Consider the following 19854-nt stretch of genomic DNA (forward strand, 5'->3'; position numbering starts at 1 on the left):
ATCTATTCTTAAAGCCAACCAGATGTATTTTCGCAAGTCATTTTTTTTTTGCAGCAATATTTCATTTATATCTATCCCCATTATAGATAAAGGAATAGAAAAATGTACTGGTTTATCTATTTGACATTCCCCTAGCTTTAGGTGAAGGGATTCTACATTCACCGTCAAAACTTGCTCCACCAGGCTAGGGTCAAGGAAAGTAGAGGCTTAAACTCCCCCAGATTAATATGCCTGACGGCACCCTAGGCGAAGGGGGATGCTCTCCCTTATTTTTTGCTAGATTGGGAATATTTACTATACAAACCATCAGCACGTTTAACAATTCTGACTCACTTAATTAACTTGAGAAGGTATGTATGAATATCCCATTTACCCAAGAACTTAAGTTCACCAATACCTTTTTTATCAGTAAAAGTGATGCGTCTTTTTGTTAAATGTAATGACCATCCAGAACTATTATATTCAACTGAACCGTTATCTTTTTCAAATCGGGGATATCCCTTCTTTCCTGTAAATTTCTTGTTTTTGGTTGTCAGAATATCTGTGTCCATCAACAGGAAAGTCAAAAAAGTGTATTGATTTTTTTTATCAATGTCCTGGTAAATGTATGATATTAACTAGGGAAAATTGCTGGTGATATTTCATGGTGAGAGCAACAAAGCAGTCACGTCCCGCTTTAGCGATACGCAATGCTAGGAATGACAACTCCTGAGTAGGGCTATATCAATTACGGCTTTTCAACTGAGCTTCTATAGTTTCCACAACAGTTTTAATCACCTTGACTCTGGCATAGTATTTGTCATTGGCGGCGACAATTGTCCAGGGAGCCGAGGGGGTAGTGGTGCGCTGAATTGCCTGATTTATTGCTACATCGTAATAATTCCAATTTTGCCGATTGCGCCAGTCTTCATCGGTGAGCTTGTATTGTTTAAAGAGATTGTTTTGACGTTCTGTAAAGCGGTGAAGTTGTTCTTCTGGGCTAATGTGTAGCCAAAACTTGACTAAAACATAGCCTGCACTTGTTAACTGAGCTTCAAACTCATTAATTTCTCGGTAGGCTCTGCGCCATTCAGTTTCAGAAGCAAAGCCCTCCACTCTTTCAACCAATACCCGTCCGTACCAGGAACGGTCAAAAATACCAATAGTTCCTTTTGTGGGTAATCTGCGCCAAAATCGCCAGAGGTAATGATGGACTTTTTCTTCATCTGTGGGAGCAGTAAAGGGATGAACAAAATAACTCCGAGGATCGAGAATGCGGGTAAGCCGCTTAATGGCTCCACCTTTACCTGCGGCATCCCAACCCTCAAATATTGCCAATACGGGAATGTCATACTTGTGGATGTTTAATTGCAACTTGCGTAGTTTTACCTGAGCCTTGGCTAATTGCTCTTCATAGTCTTTTTCGGAAAGACTTAAGCTCAAATCAACTTGTGCCAGTAAATTTGACTCTGTGATTTCTAATTGTGTTTGTGCAGGTAAAGACGGGGGAGAAAGCTTAATTTTCAGTTGATCTAAGGCAGTAGTTAATGTACTAGCCAGGTGGGTTAGCACCTTCACCTGCGCCCACCGCTCAGATTCAGCTTCTACTAAAGTCCAAGGCGCAACACCTGTACTGGTTTGCACCAGCATTTCTTCGGCAAAAGAGGCGTAGCGGTGATAATGTTTTGCTTGTTTCCAATCTTCTTTTCGCACCCGCCAAGCTGTTAGTTCATCTTTGGCATAATCTTTTAAGCGACTTTTCAATTCTTTACGACTCAGATGTAACCAAAATTTAGCGATGGCAGTGCCATAATCCACCATTTGCCGCTCAAAAGAATTAATTTGCCCGAATAATTGTTGGACGGTAGGAACTTGATCAGTTTCTAAGCGCTTAAACAAGCGTTCCTCTAAGACATGAGTGTACCAACTGTGATAGAAAAAGCTCATGTGACCTTGGGCGGGCAGTTTTTGCCAAAATCTCCATAGAAATGGGTATTTGCGTTCTTCTGCGGTCGGTGGCCAAATGGGATGTACCTGAAATCCACGGGGATCCATGTAAGAAATTATTTGCTTAACTAGTCCACCCTTACCAGAAGCAGCCCATCCTTCTAGAACGACAATTACAGGCAATTTTTTACCCCAACAGGCATTTTGCAGTTCTCGCAGTTGATGCATCAGCCTGTCAATTTCTGATTTATAAGTAGCTTTATCTAAAGACAGTTTTAAATTTAATGTATCTAGCATATAAACTTGTGAGGTATTGGTATTGGTGAATTATGACATTTTGGCAATATTTTTTGTGGCTAAAGAAATTGATCTCAGTCAAATGGGGGAAATTAACTATGCTTGATGACTCAATCAGTTAAAATAGTGGATGACTCTAAACTTGCTTGCCCTGTAAAAATGACCATGCACAATTCCGTTGAATTTCAAGACGCTTTTGATGTCATTGTCGTCGGTGCAGGTCACTCCGGCTGCGAAGCGGCCCTTGCAGCTGCGCGCCTGGGCTGTCGTACTTTGCTGCTGACACTCAACTTAGATAAAATCGCTTGGCAACCTTGTAATCCAGCAGTGGGGGGCCCGGCTAAGTCTCAGTTGACCCATGAGGTGGACGCACTGGGTGGGGAAATTGGCAAGGTTGCAGATCGCACTTATCTACAAAAGCGCATCCTCAACTCTTCACGAGGTCCTGCGGTGTGGGCATTACGGGCCCAAAGTGACAAGCGCGAATATGCCGCGGTAATGAAAAATATTGTTGAAAACCAAGAAAATTTGTCCATTCGTGAAGCAATGGTTACAGACTTGGTGCTGGGTCTTAACGAGGAAGTGATTGGTGTTCAGACTTACTTTGGTGTCGCTTTTGGGTGCGAAGCGGTAATCTTGACCACTGGCACTTTTTTGGGCGGTAAGATTTGGGTGGGTAATAAATCCATGGTAGCAGGACGAGCTGGGGAATTTGCTGCTGAGGGTTTAACGCAAACCTTACATAGATTGGGATTTGAAACTGGCAGATTAAAAACTGGTACCCCAGCACGAGTAGATAAGCGGTCAGTTGATTACAGTAAAATCACCATCCAACCAGGGGATGAAGAAGTACGCTGGTTTAGCTTTGACCCTGATGTGTGGGTAGAACGAGAACAAGTTCCTTGCTACATCACCCGTACCACGGGGGAAACCCATCGCCTGATTCGAGAAAATTTACATTTATCACCTGTTTATGGTGGTTGGGTAGAAGCCAAAGGGCCTCGCTATTGTCCCAGTATAGAAGATAAAATAGTCCGCTTTGCTGATAAAGACAGCCACCAAATATTTATTGAACCAGAAGGACGAGATATACCGGAATTATATATCCAAGGGTTTTCTACAGGCTTGCCAGAAAACTTGCAATTGCAAATGTTACGCAGTCTGCCTGGTTTAGAAAAATGTATCATGCTGCGTCCAGCCTATGCTGTGGAATATGACTATTTACCGGCAACTCAGTGTTATCCCACACTCATGACTAAGAAAATTTCTGGTTTATTTTGTGCAGGACAAATTAACGGTACCACTGGCTATGAAGAAGCCGCAGCTCAAGGAATTGTGGCGGGAATTAATGCAGCACGGTTAGTTAAACGTCAAGAAATGATGATCCTCCCCCGTGAACACAGTTATATTGGTACGCTAATTGATGACTTGTGTACAAAAGATTTGCGGGAACCTTACCGAATGCTCACTAGTAGGTCTGAGTATCGCTTACTACTGCGTTCTGATAATGCTGACCAACGACTAACACCTTTAGGAAGAGAAATAGGCTTAATTGATGATCGCAGATGGAATCTGTTTATTGAAAAACAAACGCACATTACTGAGGAGAAAGAACGCCTACATACCACTAGAATTAAAGAACATGATCAAATAGGCCGGGCAATGGCCAGTGGATGCCAACAAACGATTAAAGGCTCAATTACTTTAGCTGAATTACTACGCCGTCCCGGATTTCATTACGTTGATCTTGATAGCCACGGCCTGGGAAACCCCAACCTCAAACCAGCAGAAAAAGAAGGCGCAGAAATTGACATCAAGTATTCTGGCTATCTGGCTAGACAACAAAATCAAATTGAACAAATTGCTCGTCAAGCACACCGTCATCTACCTGCGGACTTAGATTACACAATAATTGATACTCTTTCTAAAGAAGCACGAGAAAAACTCACTCAGGTAAAACCCCTTACTATCGGTCAAGCATCACGTACTGGGGGAGTTAATCCTGCTGATATCAACGCCTTGTTAATATATTTAGAATTACGTAAAAACAATATCCAGTCAGATTTTCCGGCATTAGCTTAATTTAAACTTGATTAACAAGAATTGCTGAAACTTCTAGGTGCAGTAATGCCGGGTAAATGTTAATTAGTGATCAAATGGGTTTCCTTCCTCACACAGTTAGGCACAGTCATAGATAATAGTGACTACAATACAATAGTCAAACACTCGACCTTTGGAGTTCTATTCGTGGGCTTATTTGATGATTTAAGTCAGTTTCTAGAAAATCGTTTGGAAGAATTCTTGCGGAACAATCCACATTTGGAATTAGAAGCGCTGTTAGAACAGCTGCGGCAGCAAGAGGAAGATACATTAAGGTTGATTGCAGATCTAAAAGTACAGGAAAAGCGATCGCAAGACGAAATTCTCTCTACGGCACAAGAAATTCAGCGTTGGCATATCCGAGTTGAAAAGGCTAAAAATGCTGGTAGACAGGATTTAGCATCTGCAGCCCAGGAAAGAGAAGCAGCTTTATTGCGAGAAGGAAACCAGCGCTGGGGACAAATGCAAGGTTTAAAAGAACGCATAGCCCAATCTCAACAACTACTGGGAAAAATTCAATTACGGCGACAGGAAGTGCAAGCTAAAGCCAAGGAAGCCCAGACAGCCGGCACCCAAGGTCAAAGTCAGCAACAACAGTTAAAAACAGATGGCTGGTGGAGTGCAACTAACATTTATACCAGTGGATTAGACGATTTAGAAGAAAAGTTTCGCCGTTGGGAAATTGAAGGTGAGTTAGAAAAAATGAAGCATAATTTAGGAAAATGATTTGGTTTGAGTTATCCAAGCTGAGTATGTCAACTGCTAAAAAAAGTGGTTCTGTTATACACAAAACCACTTGATACCAAAAAATTAGTTGTCTAACCTAGCGAACTACTCCATGAGTACAAACAGTATCAATGGGTTTCATTAAGTACAAACGCAATAACTGCCAGCCATGAGAGAGATAAATTGGTGCTTTTTGCAAGAATTTCCAGAATTTGGGAGCTTGAGAATTAGTGATGGCAGATAACTTTTCATTATTCTGCACACACACATCCAATCGCTGATAAAATTCTGGGTTGTCTACATCCAGCATTAGAGGAAAGACTCTACCTGCGGTTTCATTGGTCTTTTTAATCACATAGATGTCGTATTCTCGCGCATCTAATCCAATAGCAGCATAAAAGTCTTTACGCTGAATGTCATTGAGATACATTGTGGCAAACACTGACAATAGGAAGAAGCGACTCCACAGCTTGGCTTTCCAATCGTTCAACATTTGGGGCTGGGATCTCATAATGGCATCAAAGAAGTCACCGTGACGGTTTTCATCCTGACACCAGTTTTCAAAGAAGCGGAAAATAGGATAAATTCTATCTTCAGGATGTGCTTCTAAATGACGATAAATGGTGATGTAGCGCCAGTAACCAATTTTTTCCGAAAGATAAGTGGCGTAGAATATGAATTTTGGCTTAAAGAATGTATAAGACCGACTCTTAGTTAAAAAGCCTAAATCTAGAGACAGATTAAAGTCTGACATGGCTTTATTCAAAAAGCCTGCATGACGCGCTTCATCCCGTGACATGAGGTTAAAGCACTCAGCTAATACAGGGCTTTTGTCTTTTAAACGGCGGCCTAGTTCTTTATACAGCAAAAATCCCGAAAATTCTGCCGTGCATGAACGTTCGAGAAATTCTACAAATAATTGACGAGTTTCGCCTTCAATGTCCTCCCAGGATTGCTCAAACTCTGCATCGCGAACAAAGTGATGGCGGTTGTAGTCGGCACGGAATTCTTCAAGAATGGCTTGTAATTCGTCTTCGTTGACGGATATATCCATCCTCGCCATCTCATCAAAATCAGTGGTGTAAAACCTTGGTGTTAACAGGGTTTCTTTTGCCGGGACTTTCACCCCTGGGCGCATTTCTTCAAAGCCTGGTTTTTGGAGGGAATCTACCATTTTTTAAGTGCTCTTTTGTCTTTATTATCTTGATTACAGTTAGTAATTTTATGGACAAATATCCTCAAGGTACTTTTCCCGGTGTTACCCGGAATGGGTAAACTGCAATACCCTCTATCCCTAAGCTAAAAGCCCCAGGGACTACTTTTATGGCTATATTTAGCCTAGCATTAACATTCGCATGAATCAGTCTACCATCTTGAGATTTGTACCAAGGGCGTTGAATAGCCTTACCACTAAAACTGCATGGTTCTGGTTTTTTGAATACAGTAATAAGGTCTAAGTCCAAAAAGGAATTTGAATTGCTCTATAAAACGGGCATGAGGGATACTAACAATGATTTCCTGACTAAGTAGCTACGTAATTTGTAAAGATTTTTGTAACGCCAGCACAATTCACCTATCTGCTTGTAAAAAATTAAGTTGGTGTACACAAAGAAGGTAGTTTTTGTTAATTCTGGAAATTCCTTTCTTAAGTAAGATGTACCATTAATGGGTATATCTGGGTATTCATTTAATAAATATTTACAACACCAGAGAGGTGATACCAATTCGTCATTCGTGATTCACAAACTCAGACTCGATTTTGGTTTCCCCATAATTGTATCTGTGGCATTCTGTTGCCGAATTCGTTTCTTTGTCATATCAATATAGTTGACTATGCCTGTGAATAAATTTGTTAGACTTTGATTGAAGTAGTGCACACGAATAATTATGGATCGAACACTTGTGTTTTTTATAAGTTTCTTGTAGCTCTTAATACAAAAAAACTAAGCAATTTTTTCAAAGTTTCTGACTTGAAATAAATATTCCATGAATAGGATTACTACTGAAGACTAGGGCATAAACAATCCAACCTAAACTACAAGAAAAAATCCAAAGGGTTGAAAATAAGATGAATCCTGACAACAATCAGCATAAAGACCGTGTTTTTGTCTCTTATATATTAAGTGCAGCTTTGTTTTTTGGCATAGGAGGGCTGCATCGTTTATACAATGGCAAAATCGGCACGGGTCTTTTGTGGCTGTTGACTGGCGGTGTGTTTGGCATTGGGCAATTTGTGGATTTGTTGCTTATCCCTGATATGGTGGATGAATACGAACAAAAAATTAGAGCGAAAGTAGGTTTGTCTTCCTTGGGTGTACCCATCCCTCAAGCTCCCATCGCCTCTGAACTCTACCGCCCAACTGGTAACCAACTGATGATTGCATTGATTAAAGCCGCAGAAAAAAAAGGTGGTCGTTTGACTGTTACTCAAGGTGTGGGTGCAACTGGTGTAGCATTTGCAGAAGTGGAAGCTACATTTAAGGAAATGTTGAAGTCAGGTTATGTGAGGATAGATAACGACCCGAACACAGGAGCCGTTACCTATTACTTTGATGAATTGATTTAATTTCTACCTAGCCACTTTTGACTGTTCAAACGTTGCACTAAACCAAACACTAAAAGGTCTAGTGTAATTTTCCGTTCATCAATTAAGAATGATTCCAGTGTGCTAGGTTTTCTACCTTCGTTACAAGAAAAGCCCTTTCTGCCGGTGATATTTTCGTCTGGAAAATACAAGTTAAATTGGCGCTGACCATTTTGCCAACTACCAATTACTTGCCAGCATTCTTCAGCTGAGTGAAAACCCACAATGGGAACTTTCTGTTTAGCGAAAGACAATTGCAAATCTGGTACACCTTGCTGTGCGATCGCTGTTTGCAAAGATGGTAAGTAGTCTTGCTGCATGAATTCCACAAACGGCTTATCTTCAACAGCTGGGGGTTTCTCCTTTTTAGCGGCTGGGGGTTTTTTTTCCTTGGGAGGTGCAGTTTCTGCTGTAGCGGCGTTGGGATTAACTTTTGGGTTCGCTGCTTTGGGGTCTGGCGTATTGGCAGTAGGGATTGTTGTTGCTACTGGTTCGTCAGTGCTGGGAGCATTTTCTTCAGCGACGGTGGGAGCCTGTTTATCAACAGTGCTGGGAGCCACTTCTCCCGCTTCATTATGATTTTTTTTTTCTGCCATTGCTCAGGTCAATCCTTTGTCTAGCTTTCAGAGCGTTCGCTCACCTTTGAGTAGTAAGTTATCTTCATTTTGACACAGCAGAGCCTGGCTAGAGCCAGTCGTACTATTTCACTTTTATAAGAAAATCGAGGGAGCCAAAACCATCGAGATAAAGTACTGGAGCGTTGCAAGGAAAGAAAATTTGGCTGCCGTCATGGCAAATTACTACCCATACCAAGGGTCAAGAGAGGAAATGGATGAGGGGAAACTCTCACGTCCGGTTTTGAAACCGAGTCGGAAGGGCGTCCTTCCGACTTAGGTCAACGTAGTGTCAATTAGCCATCCAAAGCTAGTTTCTCTCTTGACCCAAGAGAGTGATTTACCTCAAGACTAGGGAAATTATAGATTCTTTGCAGTAGGATTTACTGATACCATTGTCGTCTGTATCAACCACCAGCTACAGCCGGGACAATACTGACTTCATCACCATCCTTGAGGGGTGTATCTATCCCGTTCAAATGGCGAATGTCTTCGCTATTAACATAGAAATTTAAAAAGCGTCTTGCCTGTCCTTTTTCGTCAAACAACCGCGATTTGATTCCAGGGTAGCTTTCTTCTAGAGAATCAAAAAGCTCGGCTACGTTGTTACCATTACAAATCAGTGTAGCTTGGTTTCCGGTCAATGGTTGCAGGACAGTGGGAACTAAAACTTTAACAGCCATAAAAGTAGCAATTTAGGAGTGAAAAATGAGAGTTAAGAGTTTAGTTAGGAGTTGAAAGTTAGATATAAAACTCTTAACTCATAACTTCTAACTAAACTAGGACTTGTTGCCATTCCAAGCGGTCAAGTGTACGAGAGCGCTCTAATGCACGTTCAAAACTATCGAGTTTAGCTTCAATTGTCAACGGTTCGCCGATGTAGCCTTGTACTGCTTCTTGAGTTTTCAAACCATTGCCAGTGATGTAGACCACAGTAGTTTCATCTGGATCAATTTTGCCGGCTTCCACTAATTTTTTCAGCACAGCAATGGTTGTACCACCAGCTGTTTCTGTGAAAATGCCTTCTGTTTCTGCTAGTAGCTTGATTCCTTCAATAATTTCGGCATCATTGACTGATTCAATATTACCGCCAGTTTTCTGGGCCAGTTCAAGAGCATAAACACCGTCGGCAGGATTGCCAATGGCCAGTGACTTAGCAATTGTATTCGGTTTTACTGGTTTAATAAAGTCGCGACCTTCTTTAAATGCTTGGGCGATGGGTGAACAACCTTCTGGTTGAGCGCCACTGAAACGCACATCTTTACCAGCGACTAAACCAACTTGCACAAATTCTTGGAAACCTTTATAAATTTTTGTAAATAGCGAACCAGAGGCTAAAGGCGCAACAACGTGATCTGGTAGTTGCCAACCCAGTTGTTCTGCAACTTCAAAACCTAAAGTCTTGGAACCTTCAGAATAATAAGGACGCAAATTGATATTGACAAAACCCCAACCGTGTGTATTGGCAACTTCCGAGCAGAGACGATTTACCTGATCATAGTTGCCTTTCACTGCCATTAGAGTAGGACTGTAGATTAAGCTACCCAGGACTTTACCAGCTTCCAAGTCTGCGGGGATGAATACGCAACAATCTAAACCGGCATAAGCAGCAATGGCAGCTGTGGAATTGGCTAAGTTACCTGTACTAGCACAAGAAACAGTACTAAAACCTAATTCCCGCGCCCGGCTGAGGGCCACTGACACCACCCGATCTTTAAAGCTGAGGGTGGGCATGTTTACAGCATCATTTTTGATATAAAGCTTATTTAAACCCAAGCGACGAGCCAATCGATGGGAACGTAACAAGGGAGTCATACCTGTTCCCACGTCTATTACGTTGTCAGTTGCCACTGGCAAAAAGGGACGATAGCGCCAAATTGAATTTGGCCCAGCTGCAATTTTTTCCCGGGTTACACTCAGACTTAATTCACTGTAGTCATACTTGACTTCTAGTGGACCAAAACAAAACTCGCAAACATGACTGGCTTTCAGTTCGTATTCTGTGCCACATTCTTTACACTTTAAAGCCTTTAAAGTCGAAGTTGTTGCTTGGGTATCTTTGGTGATTGCCTGAGTCATAAATGAAGCCTTCCCTATTTTGTCAGTCAACTTTCGCCTGATAGTAACACGAGTCAAAATGCTCGTCAAACATACCCGACTTTTTTTGTCGGGTATGGTTATGTGATTGATGTCACACCTAGGTTTAACATTCAGAAAATGCTTTAGATAGAGGAATACATCGACCATCACACATCGTTAGTCAGAGGAGAAGCTACTTCTGACTAATTACGATGGATTGAAGGAGATGAAAAGCCTTGAAACATTAAGAGTGGAGACTTGCTCAGTCAAGGCAATTAACAGGAGTTATTATTATGACAACGACAGGACTGGATATCTTTGATACAACAGTTCAAACAACAATTCCTTGGGTAAATGATTTGCGTAATAAGCTAGGCTGGGAAAGCAAGCATCAAGTTTTTCAAGCCTTGCGTGCCACATTACACGCCCTGCGCGATCGCTTGACAGTAGAGGAAGCGGCACATTTAGGAGCGCAATTACCGATTCTTCTTGGGGGGTTTTATTACGAAAACTGGCGACCCGGTGCTACTCCCACCAAAGAACGCAATCAAGAAGCATTTTTACAGCATATCCGTGATTACTTCCGCAACACCGACCGTGAAATTGATGCGGAGGGTGTGGTGCGTGCAGTGTTCCAACTACTGTCTGAACGCATTACTAGGGGTGAAATTGAAGATGTAATCAATATGATGCCGCCAGCTTTGCGAGAACTGTGGCCTGAAGAAGTCCGTGCTTAATAGACTTATCCATTAAACAATTTAAATACATCAGGGGACTATCAAAAAATTTCTGCCACGGTTGGGAAAAAATTCACCCAGTGTCTAATTTACTTGGAAAGGACTTATATAAATTCAGTGAGGAACACAGATGGAGTACGAAAGATTTCTGGATGCTGCTTGTGAGCTAGCTTTTATCTCAGATAGAGAAACAGCTGATGCTGCTGTGAAAGCGGTACTCGGAATTTTAGCTAGCAAACTAGATGATCGGCAAGCCCTTGAGCTAAGTGAGGGTCTACCTGAACCTCTCAACTATGAAAGACTGCACTCTCACCAAATCAGAAAGCTACCTATTTCTGCGGAGGAATATATTGCCGTGATTCGCGAACAATTCAAATTAGATGATATTCAAGCAAGTCAGCTGATCCAACAAACTCTGCGAATTACCAAGGAAGCAGTAAAAGACAAAATGAACCAATTTACCTCCCGCCTACCTGCTGATTGGAGTGCTTTAATTGAAGCAGCTTAGGAATGCAGATTTAACAATATCGGCGTAAGTCCCCACCTATGGAAATGTTAGGTGGGGACACGACCTTGGCAATATCAATGGCTTTTTGGTTGGTGAGTGGGATAGATGAACAAGTGATACTGAGTGCTACACAAATTCGTTTTTGATTCTTGAATAAGACTCAGTACACAGTGAAACCTTTTTGTTCTATTTTTGTTTTTAACCTAGAAAAACTCAATTGTTAACCTCTTCTTTAAATAAAGGTGAGAACTTATTGTCATTCCACTGTTGGTGGAATGAATGTAGTGTCGGTAAGTTCCATGAAGTAGGAGAGTTTTCCTAGGATGATGATTCAGCTTGAACGCTTGAGTGTGACTTATTCTGGCGGAGTTCAAGCCCTCCAGTCGGTTTCTTTAAATTTTTACCCAGGGGAGTTTACAGTCATCTTGGGAGCTTCCGGTTCAGGTAAATCAACCTTGCTCCGGTGTTTAAATGGACTCATCCAACCAACGACAGGGTCTGTTACGGTAGACGGCTGGCGCAAATTGAATGACCCCAAAGCACTGCATGAGCATCGCCAGCGCACAGGGATGATTTTTCAGCAGCACCAGTTAATTGGTAGACAAACTGCACTACAAAATGTCCTGACGGGTCGTTTAGCCTACCACTCAACTCTGAGAAGCTTTTTTCCGTTGCCGAAAGTTGACCAACACATAGCCTTGGAGTGTCTAGAACGAGTAGGACTGTTAAATAAAGCCTTAGTACGAGTAGATAATCTCAGTGGTGGTCAACAGCAACGGGTAGGTATTGCACGTGCCTTAGCCCAGCAACCCCAGTTAATGCTAGCAGATGAACCAGTTGCTAGCCTTGACCCTACTAGTTCCCACAAGGTAATTTCCTTTCTGCGTCAAATTTCTCAGGAAAGCGGTATTGCAGCAATTATGAGCTTACACCAGGTAGATTTAGCTAAAGCCTATGCAGATAGGATAGTTGGTATATCTCAAGGTCGTATTGTTTTTGATGGTAATGCTGGGAATATTGAGGAATGGGAACTTAATCGCATCTATGGCAAGACTGAAAATGTTGACTTAGATGAGACAGAGGGGTTCATGGAAGGGGCATTTGGCAAATCCTCTCATGGAGAAGGCACTACACAATGAAGAAGCAGAGATAGGCAAGCACACAACAGTATTATTGCCAATTATTTCCAATGTTCAATACTTTGTTAGGAGAATCTTTATGGCGATTACAATTCAGAAAAAATTAATCACATCTGTTGCTTTAGCTGTGTTGGCTGTGGCTGGCTGTGGAGCACCTAATAACAAGACGGCTACTAATGGATCTGCTTCCCCCACTGCTAATCCTACAACCGCGGTTGACCCTAGTGTATCTGACCCCAAAACTTTGAAGGTAGCTCTTTTACCAGATGAAAATGCTTCAACTATCATCAAAAACAATCAGGGTTTGGAAAAATATTTAGAAGAAAAGTTAGGTAAAAATATTGATTTAGTGGTAACTACTGATTATTCTTCGATGATTGAAGCAGCAAGTAGCGGACGTTTGGAACTAGCTTACTTTGGCCCACTTTCCTATGTTTTAGCTAAAACTAAAAGTAATATTGAACCCTTCGCAGCATTAAAGAAAGATGGGGCAACCACCTATAAATCAGTGATTATTGCCAATACTAACAGTGGTGTGAATTCTATTGAGGAAGCGGCAGGAAAAACAGTAGCATTTGGGGATCAAGCTTCTACTTCTAGCCATTTAATACCCAAATCGATGATTGCTGATAAGGGTTTACAACCCAAAAAAGATTATCAAGAAGCTTTTGTTGGTTCTCATGATGCAGTTGCCTTAGCAGTTCAAAACAACAATGCTCAAATTGGTGGCTTGAGCAAACCTATTTTTGAATCTCTAGTTGAGCGCAAAGTTATTGATAATAACAAAGTCAAAGTTTTGGCAGAATCTAAACCATTTCCTCAATATCCTTGGACAATGCGCTCGGATTTAAACCCAGAACTTAAGGAGAAAATTCGTTCGGCATTCGTTGAAATGAAGGATAAAAATATCCTCGAACCTTTTAAAGCAGATGGGTTTGATGCTATTACAGATAAAGATTATGACGTAGTAAGGGATTTAGGTAAAACTTTGAATCTGGATTTTGCTAAGTTAAATTAATCGGGTAATCGAGAAAGTTCTACCATTAAAATAGAAAAAAATTCTTGTTTTAAGGAGGTGATTTTACTACAACCTGTGCCTTTTTTTGTTTTTTGCATTTGCCTATTTAATTAACTTTTATGTCTGGTTACCAAAAATTTGAACCCCTGTTAAAACAACAAAGACGTCGGAGATACAGGGATGTGTCGCAATTAGCTATTGTTGTAGTAGTTGTGATGGTGTCTTTTTTATTAGTTGGTCTGTTTGATTGGGAAAGATTGGTTAAGGGTGTACCTAGTGGTATAAATTTAATTAGCCAAATGCTCCCGCCTGATTTTAGCTCGGCTATTAATTGGATTAAGCCACTGTTTGACACCTTGGCTATGAGTGTTGCAGGAACTGCTATCGCTGTTTCTTTTTCTCTGCCATTGTCATTACTAGCAGCTAGTAATACTACACCTCATCCAGTTGTGTTTCACCTGGCGCGTCTGATTCTCAATGGTTTACGGGCTGTACCAGAACTGATTATGGGCATTATTTTAGTGGCTGCGGTTGGGTTTGGTGCATTACCGGGAGCCTTGGCAGTGGGGTTTCATTCTATTGGTATGGTAGGTAAGTTTTTTGCTGAGTACATCGAACACGTGCATCCTGCACCAATGGAAGCAGCACAGGCTGCCGGGGCGAATAAAATTCAGGTAATTTATCACAGCATCTTACCGCAAGTTTTTCCGCAAATGATAGATGTAACTTTGTATCGTTGGGAATATAACTTTCGTGCTTCTACGGTCATGGGTGCAGTGGGGGCAGGGGGTATTGGCTTTGAATTAATTGGTTCTTTACGTGTTATCAGGTATAAAGAAGTATTAGCAATACTACTGGTAATTTTGATGATGGTAATATTAGTAGATAGTTTCAGTGGCTATTTACGCAGACGTTTAGCTTGAGTAAACACCATGAAGCCAACGGTTGTAATTACTAACTGGGTACATCCAGAAGTGATTGAATTCCTTGAACCTCATTGTGAGGTCATTGCTAACGCCAACCAAGAGTCTTTATCTCGTGAGGAAATTCTGCAACGAGCTAAAAATGCTCAGGCGTTGATGGTGTTTATGCCAGACACCATTGATGAAAGTTTCTTGCAGCAGTGCCCCCAGCTAAAAGTAGTTGCATCTGCTCTCAAAGGCTACGATAATTTTGATGTTGATGCTTGTACCCGTTACGGTGTGTGGTTTACAATCGTGCCTTCTTTGTTGTCTGCACCCACTGCCGAAATTACCATTGGGTTATTAATTGGGTTAGCACGACAAATGTTAGTAAGCGATCGTTTTATTCGCACAGGTAAATTTGCAGGTTGGCGACCTCAATTTTACAGCTTAGGGCTAGCAAATCGCACCTTGGGAATTGTCGGTATGGGTGCATTAGGCAAGGCCATCGCTCAACGTCTGGTAGGCTTTGAAATGCAGTTACTTTACAGCGATCCCGTGGCTTTAACTCCACAACAAGAGGCAGCTGGGCAATTAACACGGGTACCTTTCGATATTTTAATTCAGTCCAGTGATTTTATTGTGTTGGCGGTGCCTCTGCAACCAGAAACTTTTCATTTAATCAATGCTAATACCTTAGGCACGATGAAACGAGGGAGCTTTTTAATCAACCCCTGTCGTGGTTCGGTAGTTGATGAGCAAGCGGTGTGTCAAGCCTTAGAATCTGGACACTTAGCAGGCTACGCTGCTGATGTTTTTGAAATGGAAGATTGGTATCGTAGTGACCGCCCCTACAAAATCCCCCAGTTGTTATTAGAAAACACCAATCAAACCTTTTTCACTCCCCATATTGGATCTGCTGTTGATGATTTGCGGCGCAACATTGCCCTAGAAGCTGCTCAAAATATTCTCCAAGCTCTGCAAGGTGAAAAGCCACAGGGAGCGGTTAATTGTCTTTGGACTTAAAAACACATTAATTGAAAATTCAAAATTTCTGAGGAATAGATTTTATTAAGACAGAAGAATTAAAATATAGGAACAAACTATCTATTTTAGTTTGAATCTCAACATTTAATTTACATAATAAAATAAAAATAACTAAAAGAATAGCTATGAATGAAACAGTAATTCGCCAACAATATGACCACATGGCAAATTTCTATGACCAGCGTTGGCATACATATATTACCAAAACCCTATGTGCTTTGAAAAATTGGGCCGAGATTGCACCAACAGCAACAGTGCTTGATATTGGCTGCGGAACAGGAGAATTTGAGCAATTATTACTCACGGAAAATCCACAGCAAGTGATTACTGGGGTAGATATTTCCGAAAAAATGCTTTTCGTAGCTCAACAAAAATTTTGTACTTATCCTCATGTTTCGTTTCAAAATGCCAGTGTGTCAAATTTGCCATTTACCAATAAAAGTTTTGATGTAATTGTATCTGCAAGTGCATTTCATTATTTTGATGACCCTCGTGGTGCATTAATGGAAATAAGACGTGTTTTAAAGCCAGAAGGTAAAGTATTTATTTTGGATTGGTGTAAAGATTATTTATGGTGTCAGGTATGTGATTTTATCTTGAAGTTTGTTGACCCTGCTTACAAAGGGTGTTATACCCAAAAAGAGTTTCATAATTTACTTAGATGTGCACAGTTTGATATAGATTCTGCAACTAAATTTCATTTTAATTTTGTCTGGGGAATGATGATGGCTAAGGCTACACCACAAATTGAACATAATAGCTTAACTACCTAAAGCCACTACACCTTTGGGCTGCTGTACTGATAGGATTTTTTCCCCATCCTTTTAGCCGCCACTCACAGGGGGAATTAGTACAACCTCATCGTTATTTTGTAGTAGGGTATCGGGATCCACCAATGTAAAATTAATACCAAAACGCGTCAAGTCGCGCCATTGAGTCAGTTCTGGGTGTTCAGAAATTAGGCGATCGCATACTGCGCTAACTGTTGTACCATCAGGAAAATCTAGTATTAATTCTGGCAAACCATAGGCTTCTTGATAAGCTGCAAATAACTTGACTTTAACAGTAATTGTAGACTGAGACATATAGAATCATTTTAGAAAAAAGTTAAAATCATCTTATCCGACTAATAGGGATACACATTGGTGTACCAACAACCGGGTCTGTGATAATTTGGCAATCTAAGCCAAAAACTTCTTGCACGGTAATTTCAGTCATGATTTGTTCTGGTGTGCCATGGGCATAAATACTACCATGTTTCACGGCTACCAAATAATCTGCATAACGACAGGCTTGATTTAAATCATGGAGCACCATAACTAAAGTAATGTTACGATTGCGGTTTAACTCCCAGAGTAAATCTAACACTTCTATTTGATGTGCCAAATCTAAAAAAGTTGTTGGTTCATCTAGGAGTAAAATATTTGTATCCTGAGCTAATACCATTGCAATCCAAGCACGTTGACGCTGCCCACCAGAAAGAGTATCTAACTCACGTTCAGCTAGTTCTTTCATTCTTGTGGTTTCTAGTGCTATCTCCACAAAGCGTTCATCTTCTTTAGTCCACTGCTGCATCCAATTTTGATAGGGAAATCGTCCACAAGCTACTAAATCTCTAACCGTTAAACCTTCTGGTGCAACTGGACCTTGAGTGAGAATGCCTAATTTTTTAGCAACATTTTTAGTTGATAATTTAAACAAATCTGCTGCATCTAAATAAACTGTACCTTTTTTTGGTTTCAGTAATCTTGCCAACCCCCGCAATAGTGTAGATTTACCGCAACCATTACCACCAACTAAGATAGTAATTTTTCCTTGGGGGATAGTTAAATCGAAATTTTTTACTATAGTTACCCCATCGTAACCTAAACTTAAGTTATTGGTTGATAGTTGATGATACATAGAACTTGGTGATTTCATTTTTTCTGGTTTTTGACTAATAAATATATGAAATAAGGAGCACCAATTACAGCAGTAACAATGCCACAAGGAATTTCTACAGGAGCAAAGATAATTCTACCCAATAAATCAGCAATAACTAAAATCATTCCACCCCAGACAGCAGATACCGCAATTAACCCTTCATGATTTGCACCCACTAACTGACGGGCAATATGGGGAGAAATTAATCCTACAAAACCAATAGTTCCAGCAGTAGCCACGGCTGCACCAGAAAGTGCAGCACTAATTAATATTAAAAAACTGCGTTGCCATTCTACTCGACTACCTAAACCTATAGCTATTTTATCTCCTAAAGCCAAAGCATTTAATTGTGGTGCGCTGGCTAAAGCTAAGGGAATAAATACTATCAACCAAGGTAGTAAAGCTCTCATCTGTTCCCAACTGCGCCCATAAACGCTACCAGCTAACCAAACTAAAGCTTGACTAACGCTGTAAATTTCACCAAATGTCACCAATAGGCTGGTACAAGCACCAGTAAGAGCAGAAATTCCCACACCAATTAAAATCAAACGAATAGGATGAGTACCCCTATCCCATGCTATTAAATAAATAGCTACAGAAGTAGCTAAAGCACCAACAAAAGCAGCTAAGGGCAGACTTCCCGCCGGTAAATTGGGAAACAGGACAATCAAAGCTACAGCTGCTAAACCAGCACCAGCATTAATGCCAATAATACCCGGGTCTGCTAAAGGATTTTTTGTGATCCCTTGCATAATTGTACCGGAAATTGCCAAAGCTATGCCCACCAGTGCAGCTGTTAAAGTTCTTGGTAGTCGTAGGGTATTAATTACAAAAGCATGGTCAGGATTTCCTGTATCTATACGTAAAACTGTTTTAATTACAGTTAAAGGAGGTGTAGGATATTCACCGACAGCAGTGCTAACCACCATTGTTACTAAAGTGATAATTATTAAAATAAGTAAAACAATGGGGACGCGTTTGTGGAGGCGGAAAGAAATGGGAAATGTTTTTGAGCGGACAATTAAGCTATGATTCTTCATTTTTGGAGATTGATTATTTTTTGAGATTACTTTTGGCTAAATAAATGAAGAATGGCGCACCCACTAAAGCAGTCATAATTCCTACGGGAATTTCTTGGGGTCGAATTACTAACCTGGCAAATATATCTGAAATTAAAAGTAAGATTGAGCCAAAAATGGCACTATAAGGTAAGATCCATCGATAATCTATTCCAACTAAAAAGCGCACTAGATGGGGAACGATTAAACCAATAAATCCAATTCCTCCAGTAACTGCAATTGCACTACCTTGTAAGAGAAAAACGCTTAGAGCCGCAGCAATTTTTATCCATAAAGTTTGTTGACCTAATCCTTGGGCAATATCTTCTCCCAGGCTTAAAATTGTGATTTGTCTTGATAAGAGAAATGCCAAAATCAAGCCAATGCAAATGTAAGGCAATACTTGAGTAATAATACTTGCATCGGCAGCAGCTAAGGAACCCGCTAACCAAAAGCGAATTTCTTCTAGTGTCCGTTGACTGACTATTAAAATTGTGGTGATTAGTGAAGTAAGTAAGGCGCTAATAGCTGCACCGGCAATAGTGAGATTTAGAGGCGTTATCCCGCCGCGACCAAGGGAAGCTAAAAAATAAACACTGACAGCAGTAATTCCCGCACCTGCGAAAGCATACCAAATATAAATATTCAATGCAGGTGTTCCAAAAATAAAAATGGCGATGACAACAGCTAAAGAGGCACCCGCATTAATTCCCAAAATCCCAGGTTCGGCTAATGGGTTGCGGGTTATACCTTGCATCAAAGCACCAGATACGGAAATTGCAGCACCTACAATGATAGCTAACAGCGATCGCGGTAATCTGACGGTACGAATAATTAAATGGTCTTTAGAATCATCAAAGCTAGTCAAGGCCGCATAAACGCTATCTAAGGGGATATCTGCTGCGCCCAGAGTAACACTGAAAATCAGACATGTTAAGAGAATTAGTAATCCTAAAACTAAACCGCCAATCGGCCAAGTTAGGGACTGTACAAATCCTCTGTCTAAGGAGGAAGTTGATTTAATCATTCACCATGTGACGTTTGTCTTAACGAAGTTGATAATTTATTTCAAGTAGCTATAAAATTAAATAACATAAATTCTTATCTAGTGGAATAGCTGAATTGCATTAATCGCCCAAAAAGTCCTATTGGCGCTGATTTAACTTTTGGCTCAAGTGATATTTTTTTGACATTGG

The 19854-nt window shown here is 40.8% G+C and carries 20 protein-coding genes and 1 pseudogene; 10 read left to right on the forward strand and 11 right to left on the reverse strand.

Going from position 1 to position 19854, the window contains the following annotated elements:
- Positions 1 to 332 precede the first annotated feature (332 nt).
- Both NWP25_RS01290 and pap read right to left on the reverse strand, forming a co-directional pair.
- Positions 333 to 521: pseudogene (locus NWP25_RS01290) on the reverse strand (RNA-guided endonuclease TnpB family protein); the annotation flags it as partial.
- Positions 522 to 723: 202 nt separating this feature from the next.
- Complete coding sequence (gene pap, locus NWP25_RS01295; protein WP_280656443.1) at positions 724 to 2223, reverse strand: polyphosphate:AMP phosphotransferase; 1500 nt, start codon at positions 2221 to 2223, stop codon at positions 724 to 726.
- 159 nt (positions 2224 to 2382) lie between these two features.
- On the opposite strand from pap, the gene mnmG reads away from it, so the two are divergent.
- Both mnmG and NWP25_RS01305 read left to right on the forward strand, forming a co-directional pair.
- On the forward strand, positions 2383 to 4305 hold the full coding sequence (mnmG, locus tag NWP25_RS01300) for a tRNA uridine-5-carboxymethylaminomethyl(34) synthesis enzyme MnmG (RefSeq protein WP_280652496.1): 1923 nt from the start codon (positions 2383 to 2385) through the stop codon (positions 4303 to 4305).
- A gap of 165 nt (positions 4306 to 4470) precedes the next feature.
- On the forward strand, positions 4471 to 5049 hold the full coding sequence (locus NWP25_RS01305; RefSeq protein ID WP_280652495.1) for a TIGR04376 family protein: 579 nt from the start codon (positions 4471 to 4473) through the stop codon (positions 5047 to 5049).
- Between the two features lie 97 nt (positions 5050 to 5146).
- On the opposite strand, the gene acsF is transcribed toward NWP25_RS01305, so the two are convergent.
- Entirely contained in the window at positions 5147 to 6223 is a 1077-nt protein-coding gene (gene acsF, locus NWP25_RS01310; RefSeq protein ID WP_280652486.1) for a magnesium-protoporphyrin IX monomethyl ester (oxidative) cyclase, read from the reverse strand.
- A 64-nt stretch (positions 6224 to 6287) separates the two neighbouring features.
- Entirely contained in the window at positions 6288 to 6512 is a 225-nt protein-coding gene (locus NWP25_RS01315; protein WP_280652485.1) for a hypothetical protein, read from the reverse strand.
- A 605-nt stretch (positions 6513 to 7117) separates the two neighbouring features.
- Between NWP25_RS01315 and NWP25_RS01320 the strand changes: the two genes are divergently transcribed.
- Positions 7118 to 7615, forward strand: a complete 498-nt coding sequence (locus tag NWP25_RS01320) for a TM2 domain-containing protein (RefSeq protein WP_280652484.1) — start codon at positions 7118 to 7120, stop codon at positions 7613 to 7615.
- Here NWP25_RS01320 and NWP25_RS01325 read toward each other — a convergent pair.
- From NWP25_RS01325 to thrC, 3 genes are all read right to left on the reverse strand, one after another.
- Positions 7612 to 8229 carry a DUF2996 domain-containing protein gene (locus NWP25_RS01325; RefSeq protein WP_280652483.1) on the reverse strand — a complete coding sequence of 206 codons (618 nt, stop codon included), beginning with the start codon at positions 8227 to 8229 and terminating at the stop codon, positions 7612 to 7614. The genes NWP25_RS01320 and NWP25_RS01325 overlap by 4 nt on opposite strands.
- A 425-nt stretch (positions 8230 to 8654) precedes the next feature.
- On the reverse strand, positions 8655 to 8930 hold the full coding sequence (locus tag NWP25_RS01330) for a MoaD/ThiS family protein (RefSeq protein ID WP_280652482.1): 276 nt from the start codon (positions 8928 to 8930) through the stop codon (positions 8655 to 8657).
- Positions 8931 to 9021: 91 nt separating this feature from the next.
- Positions 9022 to 10326, reverse strand: coding sequence for a threonine synthase (thrC, locus tag NWP25_RS01335; protein ID WP_280652481.1), 1305 nt, complete (start codon positions 10324 to 10326; stop codon positions 9022 to 9024).
- Between the two features lie 293 nt (positions 10327 to 10619).
- On the opposite strand from thrC, the gene NWP25_RS01340 reads away from it, so the two are divergent.
- From NWP25_RS01340 to NWP25_RS01370, 7 genes are all read left to right on the forward strand, one after another.
- Positions 10620 to 11063 carry a DUF2267 domain-containing protein gene (locus NWP25_RS01340; protein ID WP_280652480.1) on the forward strand — a complete coding sequence of 148 codons (444 nt, stop codon included), beginning with the start codon at positions 10620 to 10622 and terminating at the stop codon, positions 11061 to 11063.
- 130 nt (positions 11064 to 11193) lie between these two features.
- Positions 11194 to 11571 carry a DUF2267 domain-containing protein gene (locus NWP25_RS01345; protein ID WP_280652479.1) on the forward strand — a complete coding sequence of 126 codons (378 nt, stop codon included), beginning with the start codon at positions 11194 to 11196 and terminating at the stop codon, positions 11569 to 11571.
- A 323-nt stretch (positions 11572 to 11894) separates the two neighbouring features.
- The gene (phnC, locus tag NWP25_RS01350; RefSeq protein ID WP_280652478.1) at positions 11895 to 12710 is read left to right on the forward strand and encodes a phosphonate ABC transporter ATP-binding protein; all 816 of its coding nucleotides are present in this window, start codon (positions 11895 to 11897) and stop codon (positions 12708 to 12710) included.
- Between the two features lie 79 nt (positions 12711 to 12789).
- Positions 12790 to 13728, forward strand: coding sequence for a phosphate/phosphite/phosphonate ABC transporter substrate-binding protein (gene phnD, locus NWP25_RS01355; RefSeq protein WP_280652477.1), 939 nt, complete (start codon positions 12790 to 12792; stop codon positions 13726 to 13728).
- Between the two features lie 119 nt (positions 13729 to 13847).
- Entirely contained in the window at positions 13848 to 14651 is an 804-nt protein-coding gene (gene phnE, locus NWP25_RS01360) for a phosphonate ABC transporter, permease protein PhnE (RefSeq protein ID WP_280652476.1), read from the forward strand.
- A gap of 9 nt (positions 14652 to 14660) precedes the next feature.
- Positions 14661 to 15656: a phosphonate dehydrogenase gene (locus tag NWP25_RS01365; RefSeq protein WP_280652475.1), complete on the forward strand. Its 996-nt coding sequence runs from the start codon at positions 14661 to 14663 to the stop codon at positions 15654 to 15656.
- Positions 15657 to 15802: 146 nt separating this feature from the next.
- Positions 15803 to 16450 (forward strand): class I SAM-dependent methyltransferase, encoded by a 648-nt coding sequence (locus tag NWP25_RS01370; protein ID WP_280652474.1) that lies wholly within the window; start codon positions 15803 to 15805, stop codon positions 16448 to 16450.
- A gap of 51 nt (positions 16451 to 16501) precedes the next feature.
- Here the strand turns inward: NWP25_RS01370 and NWP25_RS01375 are convergent, their stop codons facing one another.
- Genes NWP25_RS01375 through NWP25_RS01390 form a run of 4 tightly spaced genes read right to left on the reverse strand, consistent with a single transcriptional unit; the run spans position 16502 to position 19685 of the window.
- Positions 16502 to 16762, reverse strand: coding sequence for a MoaD/ThiS family protein (locus NWP25_RS01375; protein WP_280652473.1), 261 nt, complete (start codon positions 16760 to 16762; stop codon positions 16502 to 16504).
- A 28-nt stretch (positions 16763 to 16790) separates the two neighbouring features.
- Positions 16791 to 17597 (reverse strand): ABC transporter ATP-binding protein, encoded by an 807-nt coding sequence (locus tag NWP25_RS01380; RefSeq protein WP_280652472.1) that lies wholly within the window; start codon positions 17595 to 17597, stop codon positions 16791 to 16793.
- Entirely contained in the window at positions 17594 to 18640 is a 1047-nt protein-coding gene (locus NWP25_RS01385; RefSeq protein ID WP_280698735.1) for a FecCD family ABC transporter permease, read from the reverse strand. The genes NWP25_RS01380 and NWP25_RS01385 overlap by 4 nt, the downstream gene beginning before the upstream one ends.
- 13 nt (positions 18641 to 18653) lie before the next feature.
- Positions 18654 to 19685 carry a FecCD family ABC transporter permease gene (locus tag NWP25_RS01390; RefSeq protein WP_280652470.1) on the reverse strand — a complete coding sequence of 344 codons (1032 nt, stop codon included), beginning with the start codon at positions 19683 to 19685 and terminating at the stop codon, positions 18654 to 18656.
- Positions 19686 to 19854: the final 169 nt, after the last annotated feature.

Origin of the sequence: Umezakia ovalisporum Ak1311 (assembly GCF_029891685.1) — a bacterium.
GTDB classification, from domain to species: domain Bacteria; phylum Cyanobacteriota; class Cyanobacteriia; order Cyanobacteriales; family Nostocaceae; genus Umezakia; species Umezakia ovalisporum.

What these genes read in the sequence shown, in the direction of transcription:
- pap (WP_280656443.1), bottom strand. Translation starts at nt 2,223, where the DNA reads ATGCTAGATACATTAAATTTAAAACTGTCTTTAGATAAAGCTACTTAT.
- mnmG (WP_280652496.1), top strand. Translation starts at nt 2,383, where the DNA reads ATGACCATGCACAATTCCGTTGAATTTCAAGACGCTTTTGATGTCATT.
- acsF (WP_280652486.1), bottom strand. Translation starts at nt 6,223, where the DNA reads ATGGTAGATTCCCTCCAAAAACCAGGCTTTGAAGAAATGCGCCCAGGG.
- NWP25_RS01320 (WP_280652484.1), top strand. Translation starts at nt 7,118, where the DNA reads ATGAATCCTGACAACAATCAGCATAAAGACCGTGTTTTTGTCTCTTAT.
- NWP25_RS01325 (WP_280652483.1), bottom strand. Translation starts at nt 8,229, where the DNA reads ATGGCAGAAAAAAAAAATCATAATGAAGCGGGAGAAGTGGCTCCCAGC.
- NWP25_RS01330 (WP_280652482.1), bottom strand. Translation starts at nt 8,930, where the DNA reads ATGGCTGTTAAAGTTTTAGTTCCCACTGTCCTGCAACCATTGACCGGA.
- thrC (WP_280652481.1), bottom strand. Translation starts at nt 10,326, where the DNA reads ATGACTCAGGCAATCACCAAAGATACCCAAGCAACAACTTCGACTTTA.
- NWP25_RS01340 (WP_280652480.1), top strand. Translation starts at nt 10,620, where the DNA reads ATGACAACGACAGGACTGGATATCTTTGATACAACAGTTCAAACAACA.
- NWP25_RS01345 (WP_280652479.1), top strand. Translation starts at nt 11,194, where the DNA reads ATGGAGTACGAAAGATTTCTGGATGCTGCTTGTGAGCTAGCTTTTATC.
- phnC (WP_280652478.1), top strand. Translation starts at nt 11,895, where the DNA reads ATGATGATTCAGCTTGAACGCTTGAGTGTGACTTATTCTGGCGGAGTT.
- phnD (WP_280652477.1), top strand. Translation starts at nt 12,790, where the DNA reads ATGGCGATTACAATTCAGAAAAAATTAATCACATCTGTTGCTTTAGCT.
- phnE (WP_280652476.1), top strand. Translation starts at nt 13,848, where the DNA reads ATGTCTGGTTACCAAAAATTTGAACCCCTGTTAAAACAACAAAGACGT.
- NWP25_RS01365 (WP_280652475.1), top strand. Translation starts at nt 14,661, where the DNA reads ATGAAGCCAACGGTTGTAATTACTAACTGGGTACATCCAGAAGTGATT.
- NWP25_RS01370 (WP_280652474.1), top strand. Translation starts at nt 15,803, where the DNA reads ATGAATGAAACAGTAATTCGCCAACAATATGACCACATGGCAAATTTC.
- NWP25_RS01375 (WP_280652473.1), bottom strand. Translation starts at nt 16,762, where the DNA reads ATGTCTCAGTCTACAATTACTGTTAAAGTCAAGTTATTTGCAGCTTAT.
- NWP25_RS01380 (WP_280652472.1), bottom strand. Translation starts at nt 17,597, where the DNA reads ATGAAATCACCAAGTTCTATGTATCATCAACTATCAACCAATAACTTA.
- NWP25_RS01385 (WP_280698735.1), bottom strand. Translation starts at nt 18,640, where the DNA reads ATGAAGAATCATAGCTTAATTGTCCGCTCAAAAACATTTCCCATTTCT.
- NWP25_RS01390 (WP_280652470.1), bottom strand. Translation starts at nt 19,685, where the DNA reads ATGATTAAATCAACTTCCTCCTTAGACAGAGGATTTGTACAGTCCCTA.